Here is a 20,465-nt window from a genome sequence, read left to right on the forward strand (position 1 = left end):
AGGCATGAGAGCGCGATGACGGGGAACCCGTAGGCCACCGGAGTGTGTCCGACAGGAGGGGTTTGTGGTCGTGCTGAAGCCGGAGCCGCGCTCAGTGAGAACTCTGCTCGCCCGTTACGCCTGCGCGCGCATCGCGCTCGTGGAGAAGGCCGACCCCGCGTGGCAGCGGGAGTTGGAGGATGTCACCTACACGCTGTGCGTGGTGACAGGCACGCAGTCGGTCACAGACGCGATCGCGGCTGCCGACGAGATCCTGGCGGCGGCCGAGCGCCCCGACATACGACCGGCCACGCCTCCGGCGCAGGACACGGTCCTGGCGGCCTGACAGGCCCACACGCGACGCCGGACGGCGACGGCCCACCGGTTTCACCGCCGGTGAGCCGTCGCCGTTCCGCGTGCGATCCGGTGGCTTTCGGTCACTCGCCGGCTGCGGCCTTGCGGTGGTGGGAGGTCCAGGCCTGCTCGGGTACCTCCGGGCGCAGCAGGATGTCGGCCGCGGTGCTCGCCAGTGCGTTCGCCGCCGCCAGCATGACCTCGCGGCCCCGCGGTCCGGCTGCCGCCCGGGCGAACTCAGGGGTGTGGTCCGAGCCGTCCGACCCCATGATGGCGACGAACGGGTGGATCGCGGGCACCCGGGTGCTGACGTTGCCGATGTCCGATGAGCCGAGGTAGACCCCCGCCGCGGGCTCCGACAGCCGGATGCCCGCCTTCTCCAGGTGCCCCGCGAACAGCCCGGAGAGCACGTCGTTGTCGCGGAAGTGCTCGTACCGTGCGGCCACCTCGGCGACCTCCGCCCGCGTCCCCGTGGCCAGCGCGACGCCCTGGGCGCACGAGCGCAGCTCCTCCACCAGGTCCGCCAGGGCGGACGTGGTCGCGCCCCGCAGTCCGAAGAGCCCCTCCACGTACTCGGGGACGATGTTCGTCGCCCGGCCCCCGTCCGTGACGATGCCCTGGATGTGCGATCCGGCGGGCAGCCGCCGGTCCAGGACGCCGAGCGTGTTGAACAGCTGGATCAGCGCCCCCAGCGCGTCGATGCCCTCCGTGGGGTTGCCCGTCGGGTGCGCGGCCCTGCCGTGGAATCCGATGCGTACCTGCGCGCTCGCCGTCAGGGGCGCCCACGCCCAGTCGTACACGCCCGGGTGGAACATCAGCGCGGCGTCCACGCCGTCGAACAGGCCCGCCGCCACCTCCGCGACCTTGCCGCCGCCGCGTTCCTCCGCCGGCGTCCCGACGGCCAGCAGGGTCCCGGCGGTGTCACCGAGCGCCGCCCGCGCGGCGAGGGCCGCTCCGAGCCCCGCCGCCGCGATGAGGTTGTGGCCGCAGGCGTGTCCCAGCTCCGGCAGCGCGTCGTACTCCATCAACAGGGCGACGCGCGGGGCCCCTTCGGGCGCGGCCGCCGTGTCCGTGCGGGCGACGAAGGCGGTCGGCAGTCCCGCGGCGCCCCGCTCCACCAGGAACCCCTCGTGCTCCAGCTCGTCCGCCAGGAGCCGGGCGGCGCGGTGCTCCTCGTAGGCGGTCTCGGGTTCGTGGTGCAGCGCGAGGCTCACGTCCCAGAGCCGCTCGGCGCGGGCGGCGACCTCCCGTTCGATGCGGGCGTACACGGAATCCATGTCCGTGTCCCTGGGGTGCGCATCCCTGGGGTGTGACACGTGGCCTCCTCGGACTCGGACCGGGCCTGCCGGGTTCCCCGGCGGCGACACGGGACGTGTTCCACGGATGCGGGCGGCTCACACGGGCCTTCACGGTGCCGTCCCGGTCCTCGTGCAGGGTGCCCGGGGGTCAGCCGAACCACGCTTGGGTGGAGAGTTCCGGGCGGGCTCCGTGCAGGGCGCGGCCGAGGACGATCGCGCTGGAGACGAGTCCGACGTGGCTGAGCCCTTGGGGGAAGTTGCCGAGGAAGATTCCGGTGCCCGGATCGATCTGCTCGGGCAGCAGCCCGAGATCGTTGGCGTAGGAGCACAACTGGTCGAAGAGTGCGTGCGCTTCCTCGACGCGGCCTTGGCCGACGAGGTTGTCCACCAGCCAGAAACTGCACAGCAGGAACGCGCCCTCCGGCTGCCCGATGCCGTCGGGCGAGTGCTCGGGGAGGTAGCGGTAGAGCAGTCCGCCGCCGGCGCCGAGCCGTTCGGAGATGGCGCGGGTGGTGGCGACCATGCGCGGGTGGTCGGCGGGCACCACGCGCCGCAGGGGAAGGGCCAGCAACGCGCTGTCGAGGGCCCCGCCCGCCCCCAGGTGTTCGGTCAGCGCCCCCGCTTCGGCGTCCCACGCCGCGTGCAGGATGTGTTCCGTGAGACGGCGTGCCTCTTTGGCCCACGTATCGGCCTCTCCCGGCAGGTCGAGTCGACGGGAGAGGCGGGCGGCGCGGTCCAGGGCGACTTGGCACATGGCGGCGGAGTACGTGAAGGGCCGGCCTGGTGTGCGCACCTCCCAGATACCGTGGTCCGGCGTGTTCCACGCGGTGCGTGCCTTGTGCGCGAGGCCGGCCAGGCGCTCCCAGAGTTCGGGGGCCAGCGTGCCGCCGGTCGCCGACCACTGGAAGGCGCAGTCGAGGATCTCGCCGTAGACGTCGTGCTGGATCTGTCCCGAGGCGGCGTTTCCCCAGCGCACCGGGGCGGAGGCGCGGTACCCCGACAGCTCCGCGTCGATCGTCTCGGGCGCGGGGGCGCGGCCGTCGACGTCGTACAGGACACGGGGCCGGTCCTGCCACTGCGCGGTGTTCAGCGCCCAGCGCAGGAAACGCCCCGCTTCCTGCGGCAGCCCGATGCGGCGCAGCGCGAACACCGTGTAGGCCGCGTCCCGGACCCAGGTGTAGCGGTAGTCCCAGTTGCGGGTGCCGTTGATGCATTCGGGCAGCGAGGAGGTGGGGGCCGCGACGATGGCCCCGTTGTCCATGTGGTCCAGCAGTTTCAGGGTGATCGCGGAGCGGCGTACCAGCGGGGGTTGCGGTACGGCGGTCACGACGCGGGACGACCAGCGCCGCCACACCCGCTCGGTCTCCGCCAGGGCCGTCTGCGCGTCGTCAGGCGGGCCGGGGCCGAAGGGTTGCTCCCAGTCAAGGGTGAGCGAGAGCCGCTCCCCGGCTCGCATGTGCAGGGTGCTGTCGCTGCCGGTCAGGGGGTGGGAGCAGGTGAGGCCGAGCGAGAACCGCCGGTGTGCGCAGTCGACCCTCCACCTGTACGGGCCGCCGGTGAGGTGTGCTCCTCCGCGGGGGTGCAGCGTGACGTCCAGGTCCACCTCGCCATGGGTGACGCGAGCGGTGCGCAGCAGAACTCCCGCTCCGGGCCGCCCGCTCTCTTCGAGCCGCGCCGCGGGGTGCAGCGCGAAGGCATCGGTCAGTTCGACGGTGCCGGTGGGTGTGCGCATGTGGGTGACGAGAACCGCGGTGTCCTCCGCGTACCGCTGGAAGCTGTGCCGGAGGTCTCGCGGGGCGACGAGGAAGCGGCCGCCGCGGTGCCGGTCGAGGAGAGCGCAGAACAGCGGTGGGGAGTCGAACCGCGGTACGCACATGAAGGTGATCGCACCGTCGTGCCCGACCAGGGCGGAGCCGCGGCCGTCACCGATCAGGCCGTGCTCGGCGATGGGCAGGTAACCCTCGTGCCGGTGCACCGGCCTCCATCCACCTGCGGCCATGGTCGGCTCTCCACCACTCGTCTATGGCGTACGTAAGGGAGATACCCATATACATTTGTCGGATACCCCTACGAATTGGCACGAATGGGCCTGGCGCGCACCTGGCGGGGGCTGTTAGCCGCTCACGTCGGCCGCGGCGGCGGGATGCGGCGCGGCCGGCCAGGCCGCCATCGCGGCGTCGGCGATGTGCTGGAGCGTGGCGCGGTCGGCTCCGTCGCAGGCCTGCTGGTGCATGCCCTGGACGACCGCGGCGTAGAACGCGGCCAGCTTGTCGGCGTCCGCGGTGGCGGCGAGTCGCCCCGCCTCGATGTCGGCGCGGATACGGGAGGCGAACGCGGCCTTGGTGTCCTCACGCATGGCGCGCAGTCTGGCCTTGATGTCCTGGGATTCGCGGCCGCAGTTGGTCGCCGCGCTGATGATGAGACAGCCCGGCGGATGACTCGGGTCGGTGTAGTCGGCGGCGAGGTGTCGGAGCATGGCGGCGATCGCCGAGCGGGCGTCCGGCCCCCGCAGCGGCGCGGCGCCATAGGTGCGCTTGTAGAGCTCGACGGCCGCCTCGAACAGCTGCCGCTTGTCGCCGAAGGCGGCGTACAGGCTCGGCGGTCTGATTCCCATGGCCTCGGTCAATGAGGCGATGGACGTCGTCTCGTACCCGTGCGTCCAGAACTCCCGCAGGGCGGCGGCCAGGGCCTGGTCGCGGTCGAACGCACGGCGGGTCGGCCTGGTCCGTCGCTCAGCGGTCTCGGGCGTGGTGTTCGTGCGGCTCATGGCCTCAGCCTACCGCTCGACTGTAGCGATCGCTAAAGACGTTCTGGTACGGTCACGCCACACCTTGGCTTTAGCGATCGCTAAAGCCAGAGGCCGCAGCCAGCCACGCGCCTGAAAGGGAACTCCTCATGACCACGCCGACCCGCGCCCCCTTCGCCCGTACCGTCCAGGGCGAGGGCCCCGGCCTCCTGCTCGCCCACGGTGCCGGCGGCGGCATCGAAGCCAACTACGGGCCGATCATGGAAGGGCTCGCCGCGCGGCATACCGTCGTCGGGATCGACTACCCGGGCTCCGGCTCCACGCCGGTGGCGCAGGGGCGGATCGAACTCGACGCGCTGGTGGACCAGCTGATCGCGGCGGCCGACGACGAAGGGCTCGGCACCTTCGCCGTCAGCGGGTACTCGCTCGGCGGACCGGTCGCGATCCGGCTCGCCGCGCGCCACCCGGAACGCGTCAGCGCACTCGTACTGAGCGCGACGTTCGCCCACGCCGACACCCGTACCGAGCTGGCCGCCTCCATCTGGCAGCAGCTCTACGAAACCGGCCGGCACACCGTGCTCGCCGCCTTCCTGAACCTGATGGCGCTCGGCGAACCGGCCCTGAACGCGCTGACCCCCGCTCAGGTGCACACCGCTGTCGAGCAGCTCGCAGCCTCCCTGCCCGCCGGAACCCCGGAGCAGGTGGACCTGGTGCGCAGGATCGACGTCCGCGACGACCTCGCCCGCATCACGGCACCGACCCTCGCCATCGTCACCACCGCGGACCCCCTCATCTCCCCGGCCCTGCAGCGTGAACTGGCCGCCGCCGTCCCCACCGCCGAGACAGCCGAAATCCCCACGGGGCACCTGCCGTTCGCCGAGCAACCGGAGCAGTGGCTGAAGCTCATCAGCGACTTCCTCGACCGGACGGCCAAGGGCTGACTCGTTCCGATCGCCCGCCCAACGGCTGCTGCCGCTCGCCCTCGCGGGCTTCCTCCCTACATAGCGGCCGGCCGCCCGGAACGGTACGGGACCTCGGTGGTCAGTGAAAGCGTCGCGGGACCACACGTACTCAGGGGGCCGCTACACCCCCGACAGATGGCTGCCCTTGCGGGAGGGCACGTTCTTGCCGGGTCCGGGCCGAGAGTCGAATGAGCAAGGCCCCACCTCTTGATGTGCCCCCGCCACCTGTGCATGAAATAGGTCCGGACCAATTGAGGTCCGGACCTATTCCGTCCAGTGGAAGGCGGCCCCGTGCGACGGACCTCCCAGCTGTCCGCCCCCCTGGCCCTGATGACCCTCGCCGCCGCGTTGAGCGGCTGCGCCTGGGGCGGCCAGGGCGACCGGCAGGACGTGCGGCCGCCCGCCGCGCCCCGCGGTCTCACCGTCCAGGCGGGCAGCGCCACCACCGCCCACGTCATGTGGAACCAGGCCACCGACGACACCGAGGTCACCGGCTACGTGGTGTACCGCGACGCCAAGAAGGTCAAGGAAGTCCCGGGCAGGCGGCACATGGTGGACGTCACCGGCCTGAAGCCGTCGACCTCCTACGCCTTCACCGTGCGCGCCCGCGACGCCGAGGGGAACCTCAGCGAGGACAGCAGGAGGCTGACCGTCACCACGCCCGCCGCGGCCGCCGCCGACCACAGGCCGCCGACCCGGCCCGCCCGGCTGCGGGGCGAGGCCGAGGGGAGCCGGTCGGCGATGCTGTCCTGGGGGAAGTCGACGGACGACCGGGCCGTGGCCTCGTACGAGATCTATCAGGGCGCCTCGAAGATCCACAGCGTGGGCGGCGGGCAGACCGCGACGCTGGTCACCGGGTTGCGGCCGGGCACCGACTACACGTTCACGGTCAAGGCGCGCGACGCCGCCGACAACTTCTCCCCCGCGAGCCCGGCGGTCCGCCTCACGACCGCCGCGGGCAAGGACTCCGGGCGCGGCACGGCGCCCGCCGGTTTCCGCGCCACGACGCACCGGGCGGACGGGGCGTACTACATCGACCTGACCTGGACGCCGCCACGGACGGGTGGCGCGGTGACGGAGTATCAGATCCAGCTGGACGGCCGCACCGCCACCTCGCTCGTCTTCGGCGGCACGCCACCGAAGGACAGGGCCGAGCACAGCTTCTACATCGGCAGGAAGGCGGGGGAACGGCACCGGGTGCGCATCCGCCCCAAGCTGCCGGACGGGACCTGGGGCGCCTACTCCCCCACGCGGACCGTCACCACGGGCTGACGCGGGCTCAGTCCCGCTGCCGCGCGGCGGCGGCCGCCCGTTCGGCCAGCAGGGCCGCCGCGCGCCGGCACCAGTCGCGGGACTCGCGTTCGAAGGCGAGCCCGCGCAGGCAGGTGAGGTAGGGGCCGACGCGCTCGCCGGTGCGCAGGAAGTCGTCCTCGTCCGCGCCGCCGCGCAGCTTCACCAGCAGCTTCTCCAGGACCTCGATCTTGGCGTCGGCCACCTCGGCGCGCTCGGTGAGCTGGCCGATCACCGGCGCGGCGTCGACGCCGTCCACGGCCTGCACCTTGACCAGCAGGTCGTCGCGGATGAAGGACGGCTTGGCGGCGCGCGCGGCGAAGCGCTCCATCTCGGCGAGGCCCTCGTCGGTGACGCGGAACAGCCGTTTGTTCGGCCGGCCTTCCTGGACGACCTCCCGGCCGGTGACCAGCCCCTCCGTCTCCAGCTTGGCGAGTTCGGCGTAGAGCTGCTGGGGCAGGGCGTGCCAGAAGTTGGCCACGCCGATGTCGAACCCCTTGGCCAGCTGATAGCCGCTGTACTCGCCGTCCAGCAGTGCCGCGAGCACCGCGTGCCGCAGAGCCATCGCCCGGACCCCCTTCCCTTCCGCCACCTCGCCCCCTCATCATAGTCATGAATATGACTAGTCAGATTGATGACTATGCTCCACGGACGACTACGGCGCCCTCGGCATCCCCTGCCGTGCGTGCCCTCGGGAGGACCCTCATGCACCCCACCGCCGAACGGTTCCGCTCCGTCGTCGAGAAGCGCGACCTCGACGCCCTGACGGAGCTGTTCACTCCGGACATCCGCTTCTACAGCCCCGTGAAGTTCACGCCCTTCGAGGGCCGCCCCATGGTGCTCGGGCTCTTCGGCGTCCTGCTGCGCACGTTCGAGGACTTCCGGTACGTCGGGTCGTACGCCGGACAGGCCCGGACCAGCACCGAAGGCGACGAGGCCGAGTCGGCCGTCCTCCTCTTCCGGACGACCGTGCGCGGCAAGGAGATCCACGGCATCGACCTGCTGCACTTCGACGAGAAGGGCCGGATCAAGGAGTTCACCGTGATGGTGCGCCCGCAGTCCGCGGTCCAGGCCCTCGGCCAGGCCGTGTACGAGGGTCTCGTCGCCGACGGGCTCGCCCCCGCCCCCCGGTGAGGCGCCCCGGAGCAGGTGACGGGCGGTCAGCTCCGCTGCGCCGGACGATGGATTCCGTCACCTGCCCGGAGGCAGTCCGCATGCGGTACGCGCCCGCGGCACGTTGGCTCGTCGTCAGGTAGCACGGGCGTTCCCCGACTCGCGGCGGCGCATGGGTTGTACCGCCTCCCGTGCCACCGGAGGGCAGACTCATGCGTAGCACTCAGATATATGTCCGTGCCGGCCTGACCGTTTCCGCCGCCGTGCTCCCGCTGGCGCTGGCCGCGCCGGCGGCGTTCGCGGGCGGCGGGATCTCCGTGACCGCCACCGGCTCCACCGTCCGGGTCACCACCGCCGCGTGCTCGGGCGGCGGTACGGCCTCGCTGATGGACGCCGCGAACGCCAGCTTCGCGGGCGGTCGACAGGTGCAGCTGACGAACGGCAGCGGCACCTGGCGGAATGTCAGCGCCGGCACCTACACCGTTCTGGTCGCCTGTCAGGACGGCTCGCAGGCCGGACCTCAGACCGTCACCGTCGGCAGCATGCCGACGGCGTCCTCGACGGCCGCGCCCTCGCGCGGGGTCCGTGGAGGGCTCGGGGGCGGTGCCGAGGACCGGGGCGCGCTCACGCTCATGACCGGCGGGGTCCTCGTGGCCACGGCGGCCGCGGGCGGCGGCGTCTGGTACCTGCGGCGGCGCGCCGCGGGCGACCGGGGCTGACCCGGCACCACCCGGCCACGGCGACACCACGGCTGCCGCTCCCCCGTCCGACACGGCGGGTGGGCGGCAGCCGCCGTGTCCGCACCCGCTCCGGCGGCACCCTTGCCCACCCAGGGGAACCGCCTTACCGTCCTCCCAGCCGACAGGGAGGGCGCGTTCATGTCACGACCGCTCAGCGTGCAGCTGTACTCCGTGCGCGATCAGCTCACGGCCGACCCTGAGGGGACGCTGCGCCGCCTCGCGGACCTCGGATACGGCGCGGTGGAGCCGTACGACGTGCTCGCCGACCCCGGGGGGCTGCGGAAGAGCCTCGACGGACTCGGCCTTTCCGTGTCCGGCGCACACGTCGTCCAGCTGCTCGGCCCGGAGCCCGGCCCCGCGCTGGACGCGGTGGCCGTACTCGGCTGCGACCTCGCGATCGTGCCGGCGGGCATCCCGCCCGAGGACTTCACCACGTACGAGGGTCTCGCCCGCACCGCCGACCGTCTCAACGCCCTGGTCCGCGCGGCGGATCAGCGTGGTCTGCGTATCGGCTACCACAACCACTGGTGGGAGATCGAGCCCCGCTTCGAGGACCGCGACGGCCCGCACGCCCTGGAGGTGCTGGCCGGGCTGCTCGACCCCGCCGTCTTCCTGGAGGTCGACACGTACTGGGCGGCGGTCGGCGGCGCCGACGTGCCGGCGCTGCTGCGCCGCCTGGCCGGCCGGGTGCGGGCGCTGCACCTCAAGGACGGGCCCGGCACCAAGGAGGACCCGAACGTGGCCCTCGGCGGGGGCACCATGCCCGTGCCCGAGATCCTCGCCGCGGCCCCCGACGCGTGGCGCGTCGTCGAGTTCGACTCCTGCGCGGGCGGCCCGGACACCCTCTTCGACGCGCTGGCGGCGAGCCGCGCCTACGTGACTTCCCTGGCGGCGGCGTGAGTTCGGGCGGCGTGGGGCCCGTCGGGGTCGCGGTGGTCGGCGCGGGCGTGATCAGCGCCGAGTATCTGCGTACGTTGAGCCGCTTCCCGGACGTCCGGGTGGTGGCCGTCGCCGATCTCGACGAGCGGCGGGCGGACGCCGCGGCGCGCACCCACGGCATCCCCGTCTCGGGCGGCCCGGAGGCGGTGCTCGCCCTGCCCGAGGTCGAACTGGTCGTCAACCTCACGGTGCCCGCCGCGCACGCCCAAGTGGCGACGGCCGCCCTGCGCGCCGGCAAGCACGTGTACGGCGAGAAGCCCATCGCCCTGGCCCCGGCCGAGGCGGAGAAGCTGCTCGCCGAGGCCTCCGAGCGGGGGCTGCTCGTGGGCAACGCGCCGGACACGTTCCTCGGCGCGGGCCTGCAGTCGGCGCTGCGGGCGGTGGCGGCCGGGCACATAGGTGTGCCCGTGGCGGCCACGACGGTGACGCAGGGCCTGGGCCCCGAGTCCTGGCACCCCGACCCGGCGTTCTTCTACCAGCCGGGCGCGGGCCCCCTCTTCGACCTCGGCCCCTACTACCTGACCTCGCTCGTCGCCCTGTTCGGCAGCGTCTCCCAGGTGGCGGCGACCGCCGCGCGCGCCCGCGCGGAGCGGACCGTCGCGTCCGGTCCGAAGGCGGGGCAGGTGTTTCCCGTGGGTGTCCCCACACATGTGTCGGCGCTCGTGGAGTTCGACTCGGGTGTGCGCGCCACCTCGACGTTCAGCTTCGACTCGGCGCTGCCACGCGTCCGCTTCGAGGTCACCGGGACCGAGGGCACCCTCGCGGTGCCCGACCCGAACACCTTCGGCGGTCCGCTGAAGCTGCTGCCGAGCGGCGAGGACACGTGGCGGGAGCTGCCGGTCCGGGGACGGACCGACGGGCGCGGCCTCGGCGTGGTCGACATGGCCCGCGCCGTACGCGGGGGCGGGCCGCACCGGGCGTCCGGCACGCTGGCCCTGCACGTCCTGCACACGATGACGGCGATCGCGGACTCCGCCGAGCACGCCCGCTTCGCACCGCTGCCCTCGCGGGTGGTACCGCCGCGGCCGCTGCCCGAGGGGTGGGACCCGCGGGAGGCGACGCTCGGCTGACGCGGACGGAGCCCCGCCCAAGGGCGCCCGCACCCGGAGGCGGTCACGGTGCCTGGAGTTCCTCGATCGCGTGCGTGAGCCACTGGGTCCAGAACGTCTCCAGGTCGATGCCCGCGCGGAGCACGACATGGCGCAGCCGGTCCTCGACCGTGTCCTTGCCCGGCGGGAAGTCGCGCCGCTCAATCTCCTCGTACTCCGCCAACTGCCGCCGGTGGAGGTCGAGATGGCGGTGCAGTTCCTCGTGGATGCCCTCGGTGCCGACGACCGCGGCGGCGCGCAGGCGCAGCAGCAGGGTGTCGCGCATCGGCTTCGGGTCCTGGCTCGCCGCGGTCCAGCGGGCCAGTTCGGCGCGGCCCGCGGGCAGGACCTCGTACTCCTTCTTCTGTCCGCGCGTCGCCCCCTGCCGCGGCAGCGCGCGGATGGCCCCCTCGCGTTCCAGCCTGCCCAGCTCGCGGTAGATCTGCTGGTGCGTCGCCGACCAGAAGTAGCCGATCGACTTGTCGAACCTGCGGGTCAGTTCGAGGCCCGACGACGGCTTCTCCAGGAGGGCGGTGAGGATCGCGTGCGGGAGTGACATGGGGGCCATCCTAGGGACGGGTCACAGCGCGGCGGCCAGCTCCGTGCCCTGCTTGATGGCGCGCTTGGCGTCCAGCTCGGCGGCGACGTCGGCGCCGCCGATGAGGTGCGCGCTGCGCCCGGCGGCGAGCAGCTCCTCGTACAGGCCGCGGCGCGGTTCCTGGCCGGTGCACAGGACGACGGTGTCGACGGGGATGACGGAGGACGCGCCGTCGACGGTGATGTGCAGGCCCGCGTCGTCGATGAGGTCGTAGCCGGCGCCCGCGACCATCGTGACGCCGCGGTGGCGCAGTTCGGTGCGGTGAATCCAGCCGGTGGTCTTGCCGAGGCCCTGGCCGACCTTGGACGCCTTGCGCTGGAGGAGGTGGACGGTGCGCGGCGGCGTGGGCCGCTCGGGCTTCGTCAGGCCGCCGCGTTCGCGGTACTCCATGTCGACGCCCCACTGGCGGAAGTACATCGCCGGGTCCAGGCTCGCCTTCTCGCCGCCGTCGGTGAGGTACTCGGCGACGTCGAAGCCGATGCCGCCCGCGCCGATGATCGCCACCCGCTCCCCCACGGGCGCGCCGTCGCGCAGCACGTCGAGGTAGCTGACGACGCTGGGGTGGTCGATGCCGGGGATCTCGGGGGTGCGGGGGGTCACGCCGGTGGCGACGACGACCTCGTCGTACGCGGCGTCGGCCAGCTCCTCCGCGGTGACGACGGTGTTCAAGCGGACGTCCACGCCGCGCAGTCGCAGCTGCGTGCGGAAGTAACGCAGGGTCTCGTCGAACTCTTCCTTGCCGGGGACCTTGCGGGCGACGTTGAGCTGGCCGCCGATCTCGGGGGCCGCGTCGAAGAGCGTCACGTCGTGGCCGCGCTCGGCCGCCGAGACGGCGAAGGCGAGGCCGGCGGGGCCCGCGCCGACGACGGCGACGCTCTTCTTGGTGCGGGTCGGCGCGAGCACGAGCTCGGTCTCGTGGCAGGCGCGCGGGTTCACCAGGCAGGAGGTGATCTGGAGGTTGAACGTGTGGTCCAGGCAGGCCTGGTTGCAGCCGATGCAGGTGTTGATGGCCTCGGCCTGCTCGGCGCGCGCCTTGGCGACGAAGTCGGGGTCGGCGAGGAGCGGGCGCGCCAGGGACACCATGTCGGCGGCGCCGTCGGCGAGGAGCTGCTCGGCGATCTCGGGGGTGTTGATGCGGTTGGTGGTGACGAGCGGGACGGAGACCTCGCCCATGACCTTCTTGGTGACGAAGGTGTAGGCGCCGCGCGGCACGGAGGTCGCGATGGTGGGGATGCGGGCCTCGTGCCAGCCGATGCCGGTGTTGATGATCGTGGCGCCCGCCGCCTCGATCTCCTTGGCGAGGTGGATGACCTCGTCGAGGGTGGAGCCGCCGGGGACGAGGTCGAGCATGGAGAGGCGGTAGATGATGATGAAGTCGGTGCCGACGCGTTCCCGGACGCGGCGGACGATCTCGACGGGGAAGCGGATGCGGTTCTCGTAGGCGCCGCCCCAGCGGTCGGTGCGCCGGTTGGTGGGGGCCGCGATGAACTCGTTGATGAGGTAGCCCTCGGAGCCCATGATCTCGACGCCGTCGTAGCCCGCGAGCCTGGCCAGCTCGGCGGCGCGCACGAAGTCCTCGATGGTCTGCTCGACCTCGTCGTCCGTGAGGGCGCGGGGCACGGAGGGGCTGATCGGCGCCTGGATGGCGCTCGGCGCGACGAGGTCGGGGTGGTAGGCGTACCGGCCGAAGTGCAGGATCTGCATCGCGATCCTGCCGCCCTCGGCGTGCACGGCCGCGGTGATGCCCGCGTGCTGCGCGGCCTCCGCCTCGGTGGTCATCTTGGCGCCGCCGGGGTAGGGGCGGCCCGCGTCGTTCGGGGCGATGCCGCCGGTGACGATGAGGCCGACGCCGCCGCGGGCGCGGGCCGCGTAGAAGGCCGCCATCCGCTCGAACCCGTTCGGCGCCTCTTCCAGGCCCACGTGCATGGAGCCCATCAGGACCCGGTTGGGCAGGGTCGTGAAGCCCAGGTCGAGCGGGTTCAGCAGGTTCGGGTAACGGCTCATGCGGGCGGCCTTCCGTACGCGGTGTCTACAGGACAGTTGTAGACGACGCGCGAAGCGTTGTGCAACTAGTTGCATAAAGCGTGAGTGGCGTCTCACGGGCCCGGCGTGGCGCCCCCACGCCATGTCCGAATCCCGCCAGCCGCCGCCGCGCGGGCGGCGCAGACTGGAGATCGGTCAAGAACGCCGGAGTCCCATGAACGCCGCAGGAGAGTCGGATGAGCGCCGGAGGAGAGTCCCATGACCGTCCACACGACGATCGACAGCCCGCTGGGTGACCTGCTGCTGGTGGGCGAGGCCTCGCCCACCGCCACGGGCGGCACCGCGCTCGCCTCCCTGTCGGTGCCGGGGCAGAAGGGCGCCGCCGTCGTCCTGGACAGCTGGGTCCGTGACGACGAGGCGTTCGCGGTGATCGCCGCGCAGCTGCGCTCGTACTTCGCCGGGAGCCTGACCCGCTTCGACATCGAGTACACCGCCGGGGCGGGCACCCCGTTCCAGCGCAAGGTCTGGCAGGCCCTGGACACCCTTCCCTACGGCACCACGACCACCTACGGACGCCTCGCCGAACAGCTCGGGCTCTCCCGGGCCGCCGTGCGCGCCCTCGGGACGGCCATCGGGCGCAACCCGCTGCTCGTTGTGCGCCCCTGCCACCGGGTGATCGGCGCCGACGGCTCCCTCACGGGCTACGCGGGCGGCCTGGAGCGCAAGCGGCTCCTCCTCGATCTGGAGGTGGCGTGACCGCCTCCCGACAGGCGACTGAAACGCCCTGCACCGCAACGCCATGGGGATATCCCCCGGTTGATCAACCACCGGATGGTCCCGGAGCGGGCCGATCGGGGATCGTCGCTTCTCTGACGCAAGGCGCGTACAGGGAGAGGAAGACCGTGCGACACAGGAGCCCCAGGGCCGCGACGGCAGCCGTGGCGCTGGCCCTCGCGGCGGGCGCGATCGCGCCCGCCGCGGCGACGCAAGGGAATCAGGCGGCTCGACCGCCTGCGTCCGCCGACGGCGTCTGGCGCGTGGAGGGCTACGGCACCGTCCTGTCGATCGGGCACGGACGCCTGCAGGAGCACCAGACGACGGAGATCAGCTGCCTGAAGGGCGTCTCCGCGAAGCGGACGGCGTCGGGCGCGTACCGCGCGGCCGACAGGACGGTCCTCACCGTGCTGCCGGAAGGCTCTCTGCGGGTGTCCGGATCGGCGGGTGAGCGGAGACTGCGGCGCATCGCGGAACTCCCCGCAACCTGCGACCGCGACCGTCCGATGCCCAAGGACCCCGTGACGGCATTCGACGTCTTCTGGCAGTCCTTCGAGGAGAACTACCCCTTCTTCGCCGCCAAGGGCATCGACTGGCACTCCGTACGGGAGAGATACCGGCCCAAGGTGCACGCCGACACGACGAGGGACGAACTCTTCGCCGTCTTCGGCGAGATGGTGGCACCGCTGCACGACGCACATGTCACCGTCTTCGACGGCGAGCGCAGGTTCTACCGCGTCCGCCCGGGGACGACCGTGCCCGGCGCAGAGCTGGACAGCAAAGTGAAGAACCACATCGTGCGGCGCGACCTCAAGGGCAGGAAGCCGCAGGAATTCGCCAACGGCCGGATCAGCTACGCGGATCTGCCCGGCAGACAGGGCTATCTGCGCATCTCCGGATTCGCCGCCTACGACCCGAACGATCGCTCGTACGCCGCCCAGCTCGCCGAGCTGCGCACGGCCCTGGACACCGTCCTCACCCGTGAGCGCACGGCCTCCCTCAAGGGACTGATCATCGACCTGCGGATCAACGGCGGCGGCTCCGACGCCCTCGGTCTGCACATCGCCGAGCGCCTGACCGACACTCCGTACCTCGCCTACCGCAAGCGCACCCGGTACACCCGCCCGCAGCCCGTCCCCGTACGCCCCGCCAAGGACTCCCCCCGCTACACCGGTCCGGTCGCCGTGCTGACGGGCGGCTCGACGTTCAGCGCGGGCGAGACCTTCACCCAGGCCCTCATGGACCGGCCGGGCAGGACGGTCCGCATCGGGGAGCCCACGCAGGGCGTCTTCTCGGACGTGCTGGACCGTCGGCTCCCCAACGGCATGGCGGTCTGGCTCCCGAACGAGGAGTTCCTGACCCGCTCGGGCCGCACCTTCGACGGCGTCGGGATTCCGCCGCACCTGCGTACGCCGGTCTTCACCAAGGAGGAGTTCGAGAAGAATCGCGACGCGGCCTTCGACAAGGCGGTCGCGGTGCTCCGGGACCAGTGACGGAGCGGCGGCGTCTGTCACCTGCCCCGCAGGTCATCCGAGTGGCGCCCGCGAGGGTGCACCGTCGGCTGGAGCCCCGTCCGGGGGCCCGCCCTCCTCCGTCAGACCGCTCACGCGCAGCGTCACGTTCAGCCGCCCCGTCAGACCCAGCTCCGGCGGGGCCGTGCCGGGGAGGACGCGCGGCACCCCGTGGTAGGCGAGGCGCGACGGGCCGCCGAAGACCAGCAGGTCGCCGCTGCGCAACTCGACGTCCGTGTACGGCTTCGTCCGCGTCCGCGTGTTGCCGAACCGGAACACACACGTGTCGCCGAGGCTCAGCGACACCACCGGGGCGGACGACTTCTCGTCACTGTCGCGGTGCATGCCCATGCGGGCGTCGGCGTCGTAGAAGTTGACGAGCGCGATGTCATACGTGTCTTCGACGGCATGACCCGCCGCTTCGGCCGCCGCGGCGCCCAGCGCGGCGAGCCACGGCGGCATCGCCTTGACCGGCGCCCCGTCCCCGTCGACGACGGTGCGCGCGTACCCGTACGGGTACCAGTGCCAGCCGAGACAGAACTGCCGCGCGGTCATGGTCCCGCCGCCCGGCGTCCTGACCAGCCGCAGCCCGGCCGGCGGCTTCGCCCACTCCCGGCACGCCTCGACCAGCCGCAGCTGCGCCCCCGGCGACAGCCACTCCGGCAGGTGGACGGCGCCGGGGGCGAGTTCCGTACGGGCCCGGGGAAACAGCTCCGGGGCGAACGGCTCACCGTCCGGCGGCATCCGGCCACGTCCAGTCGGCGACCTCGGGCAGGTCGGTGCCGTGCTCGCGAATCCAGGCGTGGTGCCGGGTGCGGGCGTCGGCCATCGCCTGGCGCACGGCCGTGGCGCGCACGGCCAGGCCCGGGACGCGGTCGATGACGTCCATGACGAGGCGGTAGCGGTCCAGGTCGTTGCGGATGACCATGTCGAAGGGCGTGGTGGTCGTGCCCGCCTCCTTGTAGCCGCGTACGTGGAAGTTCTCGTGGCCGGTGCGGCGGTAGGCGAGGCGGTGGATCAGCCACGGATATCCGTGGTAGGCGAAGATCACCGGCCGGTCCGGGGTGAAGAGGGCGTCGAACTCGGAGTCGGGCATGCCGTGCGGATGTTCCTCCCGCGGCATGAGGCGCGCGATGTCGACGACGTTGACGACGCGGACGGCCAGCTCGGGCAGGTGTGCGCGCAGCAGGCCCGCCGCGGCCAGGATCTCCTGCGTCGGCACGTCACCCGCGCAGGCGAGGACCACGTCGGGGTCGCGTGTGCCGTCGTCCGTGCCCGCCCACTCCCACACTCCCGCGCCGCGCGCGCAGTGGGCGCGGGCCTCGTCGAGGGTGAGCCAGTCGAAGCAGGGCTGCTTCCCGGCGACGACCACGTTGACGTAGTCGCGGCTGGCGAGGACGTGTTCGGTCACCGACAGGAGGGTGTTGGCGTCCGGCGGCAGGTAGACGCGGACGACATCGGGGCTCTTGTTGAGCACGTGGTCCACGAAGCCCGGGTCCTGGTGCGAGAAGCCGTTGTGGTCCTGGCGCCACACGTGTGAGGTGAGCAGGTAGTTCAGGGACGGCACGGGCGCGCGCCACGGCAGGGTGCGCGAGGTCTTCAGCCACTTGATGTGCTGGTTGACCATCGAGTCGACGATGTGGACGAAGGCTTCGTAGCAGGAGAAGAGGCCGTGCCGACCGGTGAGGGTGTACCCCTCCAGCCAGCCCTGACAGAGGTGTTCGGAGAGGACCTCCATGACGCGGCCGTCGCGGGCGAGGTGCTCGTCGGTGCCGAGGGTCCGCTCCTGCCAGGCCTTGCCGGTGGCGCCGAAGAGCGCGCCGAGGCGGTTGGACTCGGTCTCGTCCGGGCCCACGACACGGAAGTCGCGCCGCCGCCCGGTCTCGGCCATGACCCGCGCGAGCAGGGCGCCCGTGACCCGGGTCGGCTCGTGCAGGGTGGCCCCCGGCTCGTCGACGGGGACGGCGAAGTCCTCCAGCGGCGGCAGGGGCAGCGCCCGGCTGAGCAGGCCGCCGTTGGCGTGCCGCGTGGCGCCCAGCCTGCGCTCGCCCTCGGGCACCCAGGCCAGGACGTCGCCGGTGGGGACGCCCTCCGCGTCGAAGAGTTCCTCGGGGCGGTAGGAGCGCAACCACTCCTCCAGCTGCCGCAGGTGGTCCGGGTTCTCGCGTACTCCGGAGAGCGGGACCTGGTGGGAGCGCCAGGTGTTCTCGACGGGCTCCCCGTCCACGCTCCGCGGCCCTGTCCAGCCCTTCGGCGTACGCAGTACGACGACGGGCCAGCGCGCCCGCTGGTGCGCGCCGCCGTCGCGGGCGGCGCGCTGGATGGCGGCGATGCGGTCGAGGGCCTGGTCCAGGGTGTCGGCCATGGCCTGGTGGACCTGGAGCGGGTCGTCCCCGGTGACGTACAGGGGGTCGTGGCCGTACCCCTTGAGGAGGGCGTCCAGTTCGGCGTCGGGGAGCCGGGCGAGCAGCGTCGGGTTGGCGATCTTGTAGCCGTTGAGGTGGAGGATCGGCAGGACGGCGCCGTCGTGCACGGGGTCGAGGAACTTGTTGGAGTGCCAGGAGCCGGCCAGCGGTCCGGTCTCCGCCTCGCCGTCGCCGATGACGCAGGCCACGACGAGGTCCGGGTTGTCGAAGGCGGCTCCGTAGGCGTGGGCGAGGGAGTAGCCCAGTTCACCGCCCTCGTGGATCGATCCCGGCGTCTCGGGTGCGACATGGCTCGGGACGCCGCCGGGGAACGAGAACTGGCGGAAGAGCCGCGCCATGCCCTCCGCGTCCCGCGTGACGGCCGGGTACGTCTGGGTGTAGCTGCCCTCCAGCCACGAGTTGGCGAGGACCGCCGGTCCGCCGTGGCCGGGCCCCCACACGCACAGCGCGTCCAGGTCGCGTTCCTTGATGACGCGGTTGAGGTGCGTGTGGACGAGGTTGAGGCCCGGCGAGGTGCCCCAGTGGCCGAGGAGGCGCGGCTTGATGTGCTCGGGCCGCAGCGGCTCGGTCAGCAGCGGGTTGCCCATCAGGTAGATCTGGCCGACGGACAGGTAGTTGGCGGCACGCCAGTGGGCGTCGAGTGCCGCCAGGTCCTCCTTCGCCATGGGCGCCATGAGGTCTCCTCGCGAGGGTTCGGGGTCGTGCGGCGGGACCACGGAGCAGTACGTGGCTGAGGCACGGGTTCCACGGGAGCGCCGGGTCACTCGTCCCGGTGCCGAATCAGTCGTGGGGGGGGGGGGGAACGGACCGGCCCGGCGTTCTCTCCCCCGACGCTGCCACCGCCCGGCCGCCGCCGCGAGTGCAGGGCAGCCCGTTCGGCCCTGGGCCGGACTCAGCGGTCGCCCTTGACCGCCCGCAGCACGACGAACTTCGGGTCGCTCGCGACGACCTCCGCGTTGCCGAAGAGCTTGCGGAGCTTCACGTGGTACCCGAGATGGCGGTTGCCGATGACCCACAGTTCGCCGCCGGGCCGCAGCGCGGCGCGCGCCCCGCTGAACATCCGCCACGCGGTCGCGCCGGTGGTGGCGTGGTGGCTGTGGAACGGCGGGTTGTTCAGGACGAGGTCCACCGTCCCCGGCGCCACGGCGGCCAGCGCGTCACCGGCCACGAAGTGCGCCTTGGCGCCCTCGGCGGCGTTGGCGCGGAAGGTCGCCTCGGCGGAGGCGACGGCCTGGAACGACTCGTCGACGAAGGTGACCGTGGCGTCCGGGTCCGCGACGGACGCGGCGGTGCCGAGCACGCCGTTGCCGCAGCCCAGGTCGACGACGTGCGCGCCCCCGCGGGCGCGCGGCAGGTGCTTGAGGAAGAAGCGGGTGCCGATGTCGAGCCGGTCGGCGCAGAAGATGCCGGCGTGGTTGACGACGGTCAGGCCCGCACCGGCCCCGGAGTCGGCGGGCAGCACATACGTACGAGGCCACGGACCGGGAGCCGTGGTGCGCGAAGGATCAGGGGCGCGCGAAGGATCGGGGGTGCTGAAGATGAGCCGCGCCTTCTGCCGCGCCAGAGAGGTCCTGGTCGGTCCGACGAACCGCTCGAAGAGCTCCAGCGTGGAGGTGTGGATCTCGGTGACCATGCCGGTGCCGACGACGACGGTGCCCTCGTGCAGGGCGGGCGCCAGCCGGTGGAGCTGGTCCTCCAGGAGCGCGAGGCTCTTGGGCACGCGGACCAGGAGTACGTCGATACGGGTCGGCGGGGTGTCCCTCGTCGTCAGGAGCCGCGCGGCGTCCGGCGCGTGACCGGCCCGCGCGAGGTTGGCGCGGGTGGCCTGCTGGGCGAGGAACGAGTCGGTGATCTGCACCGGCACGCGCGCGTGCCCGGCGAGCACGGTGGTCAGCGCCCCCCACCGGTCACCGACGACGGCCACGGTGCCGCTCAGGTCGACGGCCGCCCCGGTCTCTCCTCGGGGGCCCTCCTCGCCCGCGAGGTGCCGCAGCAGATAGGCGTCGGCCGCCGACCAGGCGCGCAGCTGGTCGCGGGGGTCCTCCGGGAAGCGGGTGAGGTCGTACGCGCCCCATGACGTGCTCAAACGGTTCATCGTGCCCTCAGGCTAACGGAGGGCCGGCCGGGCGCGGGGGTCAGCCCGTGCGCCTCAGTGCCCGGTGGGCGGCTCGAACCAGGCGGGTTCGTCGGCGAGGGCCTGCTTGATGCGGGAGAGCGAGAACTCGTGCAGGTCGGGCAGCGCGTCCACGGCGAACCACCCCACCTCCAGCGACTCGTCGTCGTTGACGCGCGCCCCGCCGCCCACGGCCCGGCAACGCAGGGTGATGTCCATGTACTGGCAGGTGTCGCCGTTGGGGTAGGTGACCGGGTCGAGCGCCTGGACCAGGACCAGGCGCTCGGGCACGCAGCGCACCGCCGTCTCCTCGTACACCTCGCGCACCGCGCAGTCGGCGGGCTGCTCCCCCGGGTCGGGAATCCCGCCGATCACCGACCACCTGCCGTTGTCGGAGCGCCGTCCGAGCAGCACGCGGCCCTCGTCGTCGAAGACGATGGCGGTGACCCCGGGGAGCCAGAGCAACTGCTGACCGGCGTCGGCCCGCAGGGTGCGGATGAATTCGGGAGTAGCCATGGTCCGACCCTAGCGGCGTCCCGTCACCTTCCGTG

19 protein-coding genes are annotated in these 20,465 nt (G+C 72.5%); 9 read left to right on the forward strand and 10 right to left on the reverse strand.

From position 1 onward, the window contains the following. Positions 1-70: 70 nt before the first annotated feature. Positions 71-325 (forward strand): DUF5133 domain-containing protein, encoded by a 255-nt coding sequence (locus J2N69_RS03800; protein ID WP_230904565.1) that lies wholly within the window; start codon positions 71-73, stop codon positions 323-325. A 91-nt stretch (positions 326-416) separates the two neighbouring features. Here the strand turns inward: J2N69_RS03800 and J2N69_RS03805 are convergent, their stop codons facing one another. The 3 genes from J2N69_RS03805 to J2N69_RS03815 form a co-directional block, all read right to left on the reverse strand. Then, positions 417-1,610 (reverse strand): amidohydrolase, encoded by a 1,194-nt coding sequence (locus J2N69_RS03805; RefSeq protein WP_230899454.1) that lies wholly within the window; start codon positions 1,608-1,610, stop codon positions 417-419. A gap of 169 nt (positions 1,611-1,779) precedes the next feature. Next, positions 1,780-3,630 carry a glycoside hydrolase family 15 protein gene (locus tag J2N69_RS03810; protein ID WP_230899455.1) on the reverse strand — a complete coding sequence of 617 codons (1,851 nt, stop codon included), beginning with the start codon at positions 3,628-3,630 and terminating at the stop codon, positions 1,780-1,782. Between the two features lie 114 nt (positions 3,631-3,744). Next, positions 3,745-4,398: a TetR/AcrR family transcriptional regulator gene (locus J2N69_RS03815; protein ID WP_230899456.1), complete on the reverse strand. Its 654-nt coding sequence runs from the start codon at positions 4,396-4,398 to the stop codon at positions 3,745-3,747. 128 nt (positions 4,399-4,526) lie between these two features. Between J2N69_RS03815 and J2N69_RS03820 the strand changes: the two genes are divergently transcribed. Together J2N69_RS03820 and J2N69_RS03825 are read left to right on the forward strand one after the other, a co-directional pair. Further along, a complete protein-coding gene (locus tag J2N69_RS03820) occupies positions 4,527-5,318 on the forward strand; it encodes an alpha/beta fold hydrolase (protein WP_230899457.1) in 792 nt (263 codons plus the stop codon). Between the two features lie 351 nt (positions 5,319-5,669). After that, complete coding sequence (locus J2N69_RS03825) at positions 5,670-6,611, forward strand: fibronectin type III domain-containing protein (RefSeq protein ID WP_408056874.1); 942 nt, start codon at positions 5,670-5,672, stop codon at positions 6,609-6,611. Positions 6,612-6,618: 7 nt separating this feature from the next. Here J2N69_RS03825 and J2N69_RS03830 read toward each other — a convergent pair whose 3' ends face one another. Next, positions 6,619-7,194 carry a PadR family transcriptional regulator gene (locus J2N69_RS03830; RefSeq protein WP_230899459.1) on the reverse strand — a complete coding sequence of 192 codons (576 nt, stop codon included), beginning with the start codon at positions 7,192-7,194 and terminating at the stop codon, positions 6,619-6,621. Between the two features lie 140 nt (positions 7,195-7,334). Between J2N69_RS03830 and J2N69_RS03835 the strand changes: the two genes are divergently transcribed. From J2N69_RS03835 to J2N69_RS03850, 4 genes are all read left to right on the forward strand, one after another. Beyond that, the gene (locus J2N69_RS03835) at positions 7,335-7,763 is read left to right on the forward strand and encodes a nuclear transport factor 2 family protein (protein ID WP_230899460.1); all 429 of its coding nucleotides are present in this window, start codon (positions 7,335-7,337) and stop codon (positions 7,761-7,763) included. Positions 7,764-7,954: 191 nt separating this feature from the next. After that, positions 7,955-8,461: a hypothetical protein gene (locus J2N69_RS03840; protein ID WP_230899461.1), complete on the forward strand. Its 507-nt coding sequence runs from the start codon at positions 7,955-7,957 to the stop codon at positions 8,459-8,461. A gap of 159 nt (positions 8,462-8,620) precedes the next feature. Then, positions 8,621-9,382: a sugar phosphate isomerase/epimerase family protein gene (locus J2N69_RS03845; RefSeq protein WP_230899462.1), complete on the forward strand. Its 762-nt coding sequence runs from the start codon at positions 8,621-8,623 to the stop codon at positions 9,380-9,382. Then, positions 9,379-10,491, forward strand: coding sequence for a Gfo/Idh/MocA family protein (locus J2N69_RS03850; RefSeq protein ID WP_230899463.1), 1,113 nt, complete (start codon positions 9,379-9,381; stop codon positions 10,489-10,491). The genes J2N69_RS03845 and J2N69_RS03850 overlap by 4 nt, the downstream gene beginning before the upstream one ends. Before the next feature lie 43 nt (positions 10,492-10,534). On the opposite strand, the gene J2N69_RS03855 is transcribed toward J2N69_RS03850, so the two are convergent. Together J2N69_RS03855 and J2N69_RS03860 are read right to left on the reverse strand one after the other, a co-directional pair. Then, entirely contained in the window at positions 10,535-11,068 is a 534-nt protein-coding gene (locus tag J2N69_RS03855) for a PadR family transcriptional regulator (protein WP_127910533.1), read from the reverse strand. Between the two features lie 21 nt (positions 11,069-11,089). Further along, a complete protein-coding gene (locus J2N69_RS03860) occupies positions 11,090-13,111 on the reverse strand; it encodes an NADPH-dependent 2,4-dienoyl-CoA reductase (RefSeq protein WP_230899464.1) in 2,022 nt (673 codons plus the stop codon). Positions 13,112-13,348: 237 nt separating this feature from the next. On the opposite strand from J2N69_RS03860, the gene J2N69_RS03865 reads away from it, so the two are divergent. After that, entirely contained in the window at positions 13,349-13,846 is a 498-nt protein-coding gene (locus J2N69_RS03865) for a methylated-DNA--[protein]-cysteine S-methyltransferase (RefSeq protein WP_230899465.1), read from the forward strand. A 146-nt stretch (positions 13,847-13,992) separates the two neighbouring features. Beyond that, positions 13,993-15,357 (forward strand): S41 family peptidase, encoded by a 1,365-nt coding sequence (locus tag J2N69_RS03870; RefSeq protein ID WP_230899466.1) that lies wholly within the window; start codon positions 13,993-13,995, stop codon positions 15,355-15,357. A 33-nt stretch (positions 15,358-15,390) separates the two neighbouring features. Here the strand turns inward: J2N69_RS03870 and J2N69_RS03875 are convergent, their stop codons facing one another. From J2N69_RS03875 to J2N69_RS03890, 4 genes are all read right to left on the reverse strand, one after another. Then, on the reverse strand, positions 15,391-16,119 hold the full coding sequence (locus tag J2N69_RS03875) for an alpha-ketoglutarate-dependent dioxygenase AlkB family protein (protein ID WP_230899467.1): 729 nt from the start codon (positions 16,117-16,119) through the stop codon (positions 15,391-15,393). Continuing rightward, complete coding sequence (locus tag J2N69_RS03880; RefSeq protein WP_230899468.1) at positions 16,103-18,475, reverse strand: phosphoketolase family protein; 2,373 nt, start codon at positions 18,473-18,475, stop codon at positions 16,103-16,105. The genes J2N69_RS03875 and J2N69_RS03880 overlap by 17 nt, the downstream gene beginning before the upstream one ends. Before the next feature lie 218 nt (positions 18,476-18,693). Beyond that, complete coding sequence (locus J2N69_RS03885; protein ID WP_230899469.1) at positions 18,694-19,896, reverse strand: methyltransferase; 1,203 nt, start codon at positions 19,894-19,896, stop codon at positions 18,694-18,696. 54 nt (positions 19,897-19,950) lie between these two features. Continuing rightward, the gene (locus J2N69_RS03890) at positions 19,951-20,430 is read right to left on the reverse strand and encodes an NUDIX hydrolase (RefSeq protein WP_230899470.1); all 480 of its coding nucleotides are present in this window, start codon (positions 20,428-20,430) and stop codon (positions 19,951-19,953) included. Between the last annotated feature and the right edge of the window lie 35 nt (positions 20,431-20,465).

The organism is Streptomyces huasconensis (genome assembly GCF_021028635.1).
GTDB classification, from domain to species: Bacteria; Actinomycetota; Actinomycetes; order Streptomycetales; family Streptomycetaceae; genus Streptomyces; species Streptomyces huasconensis.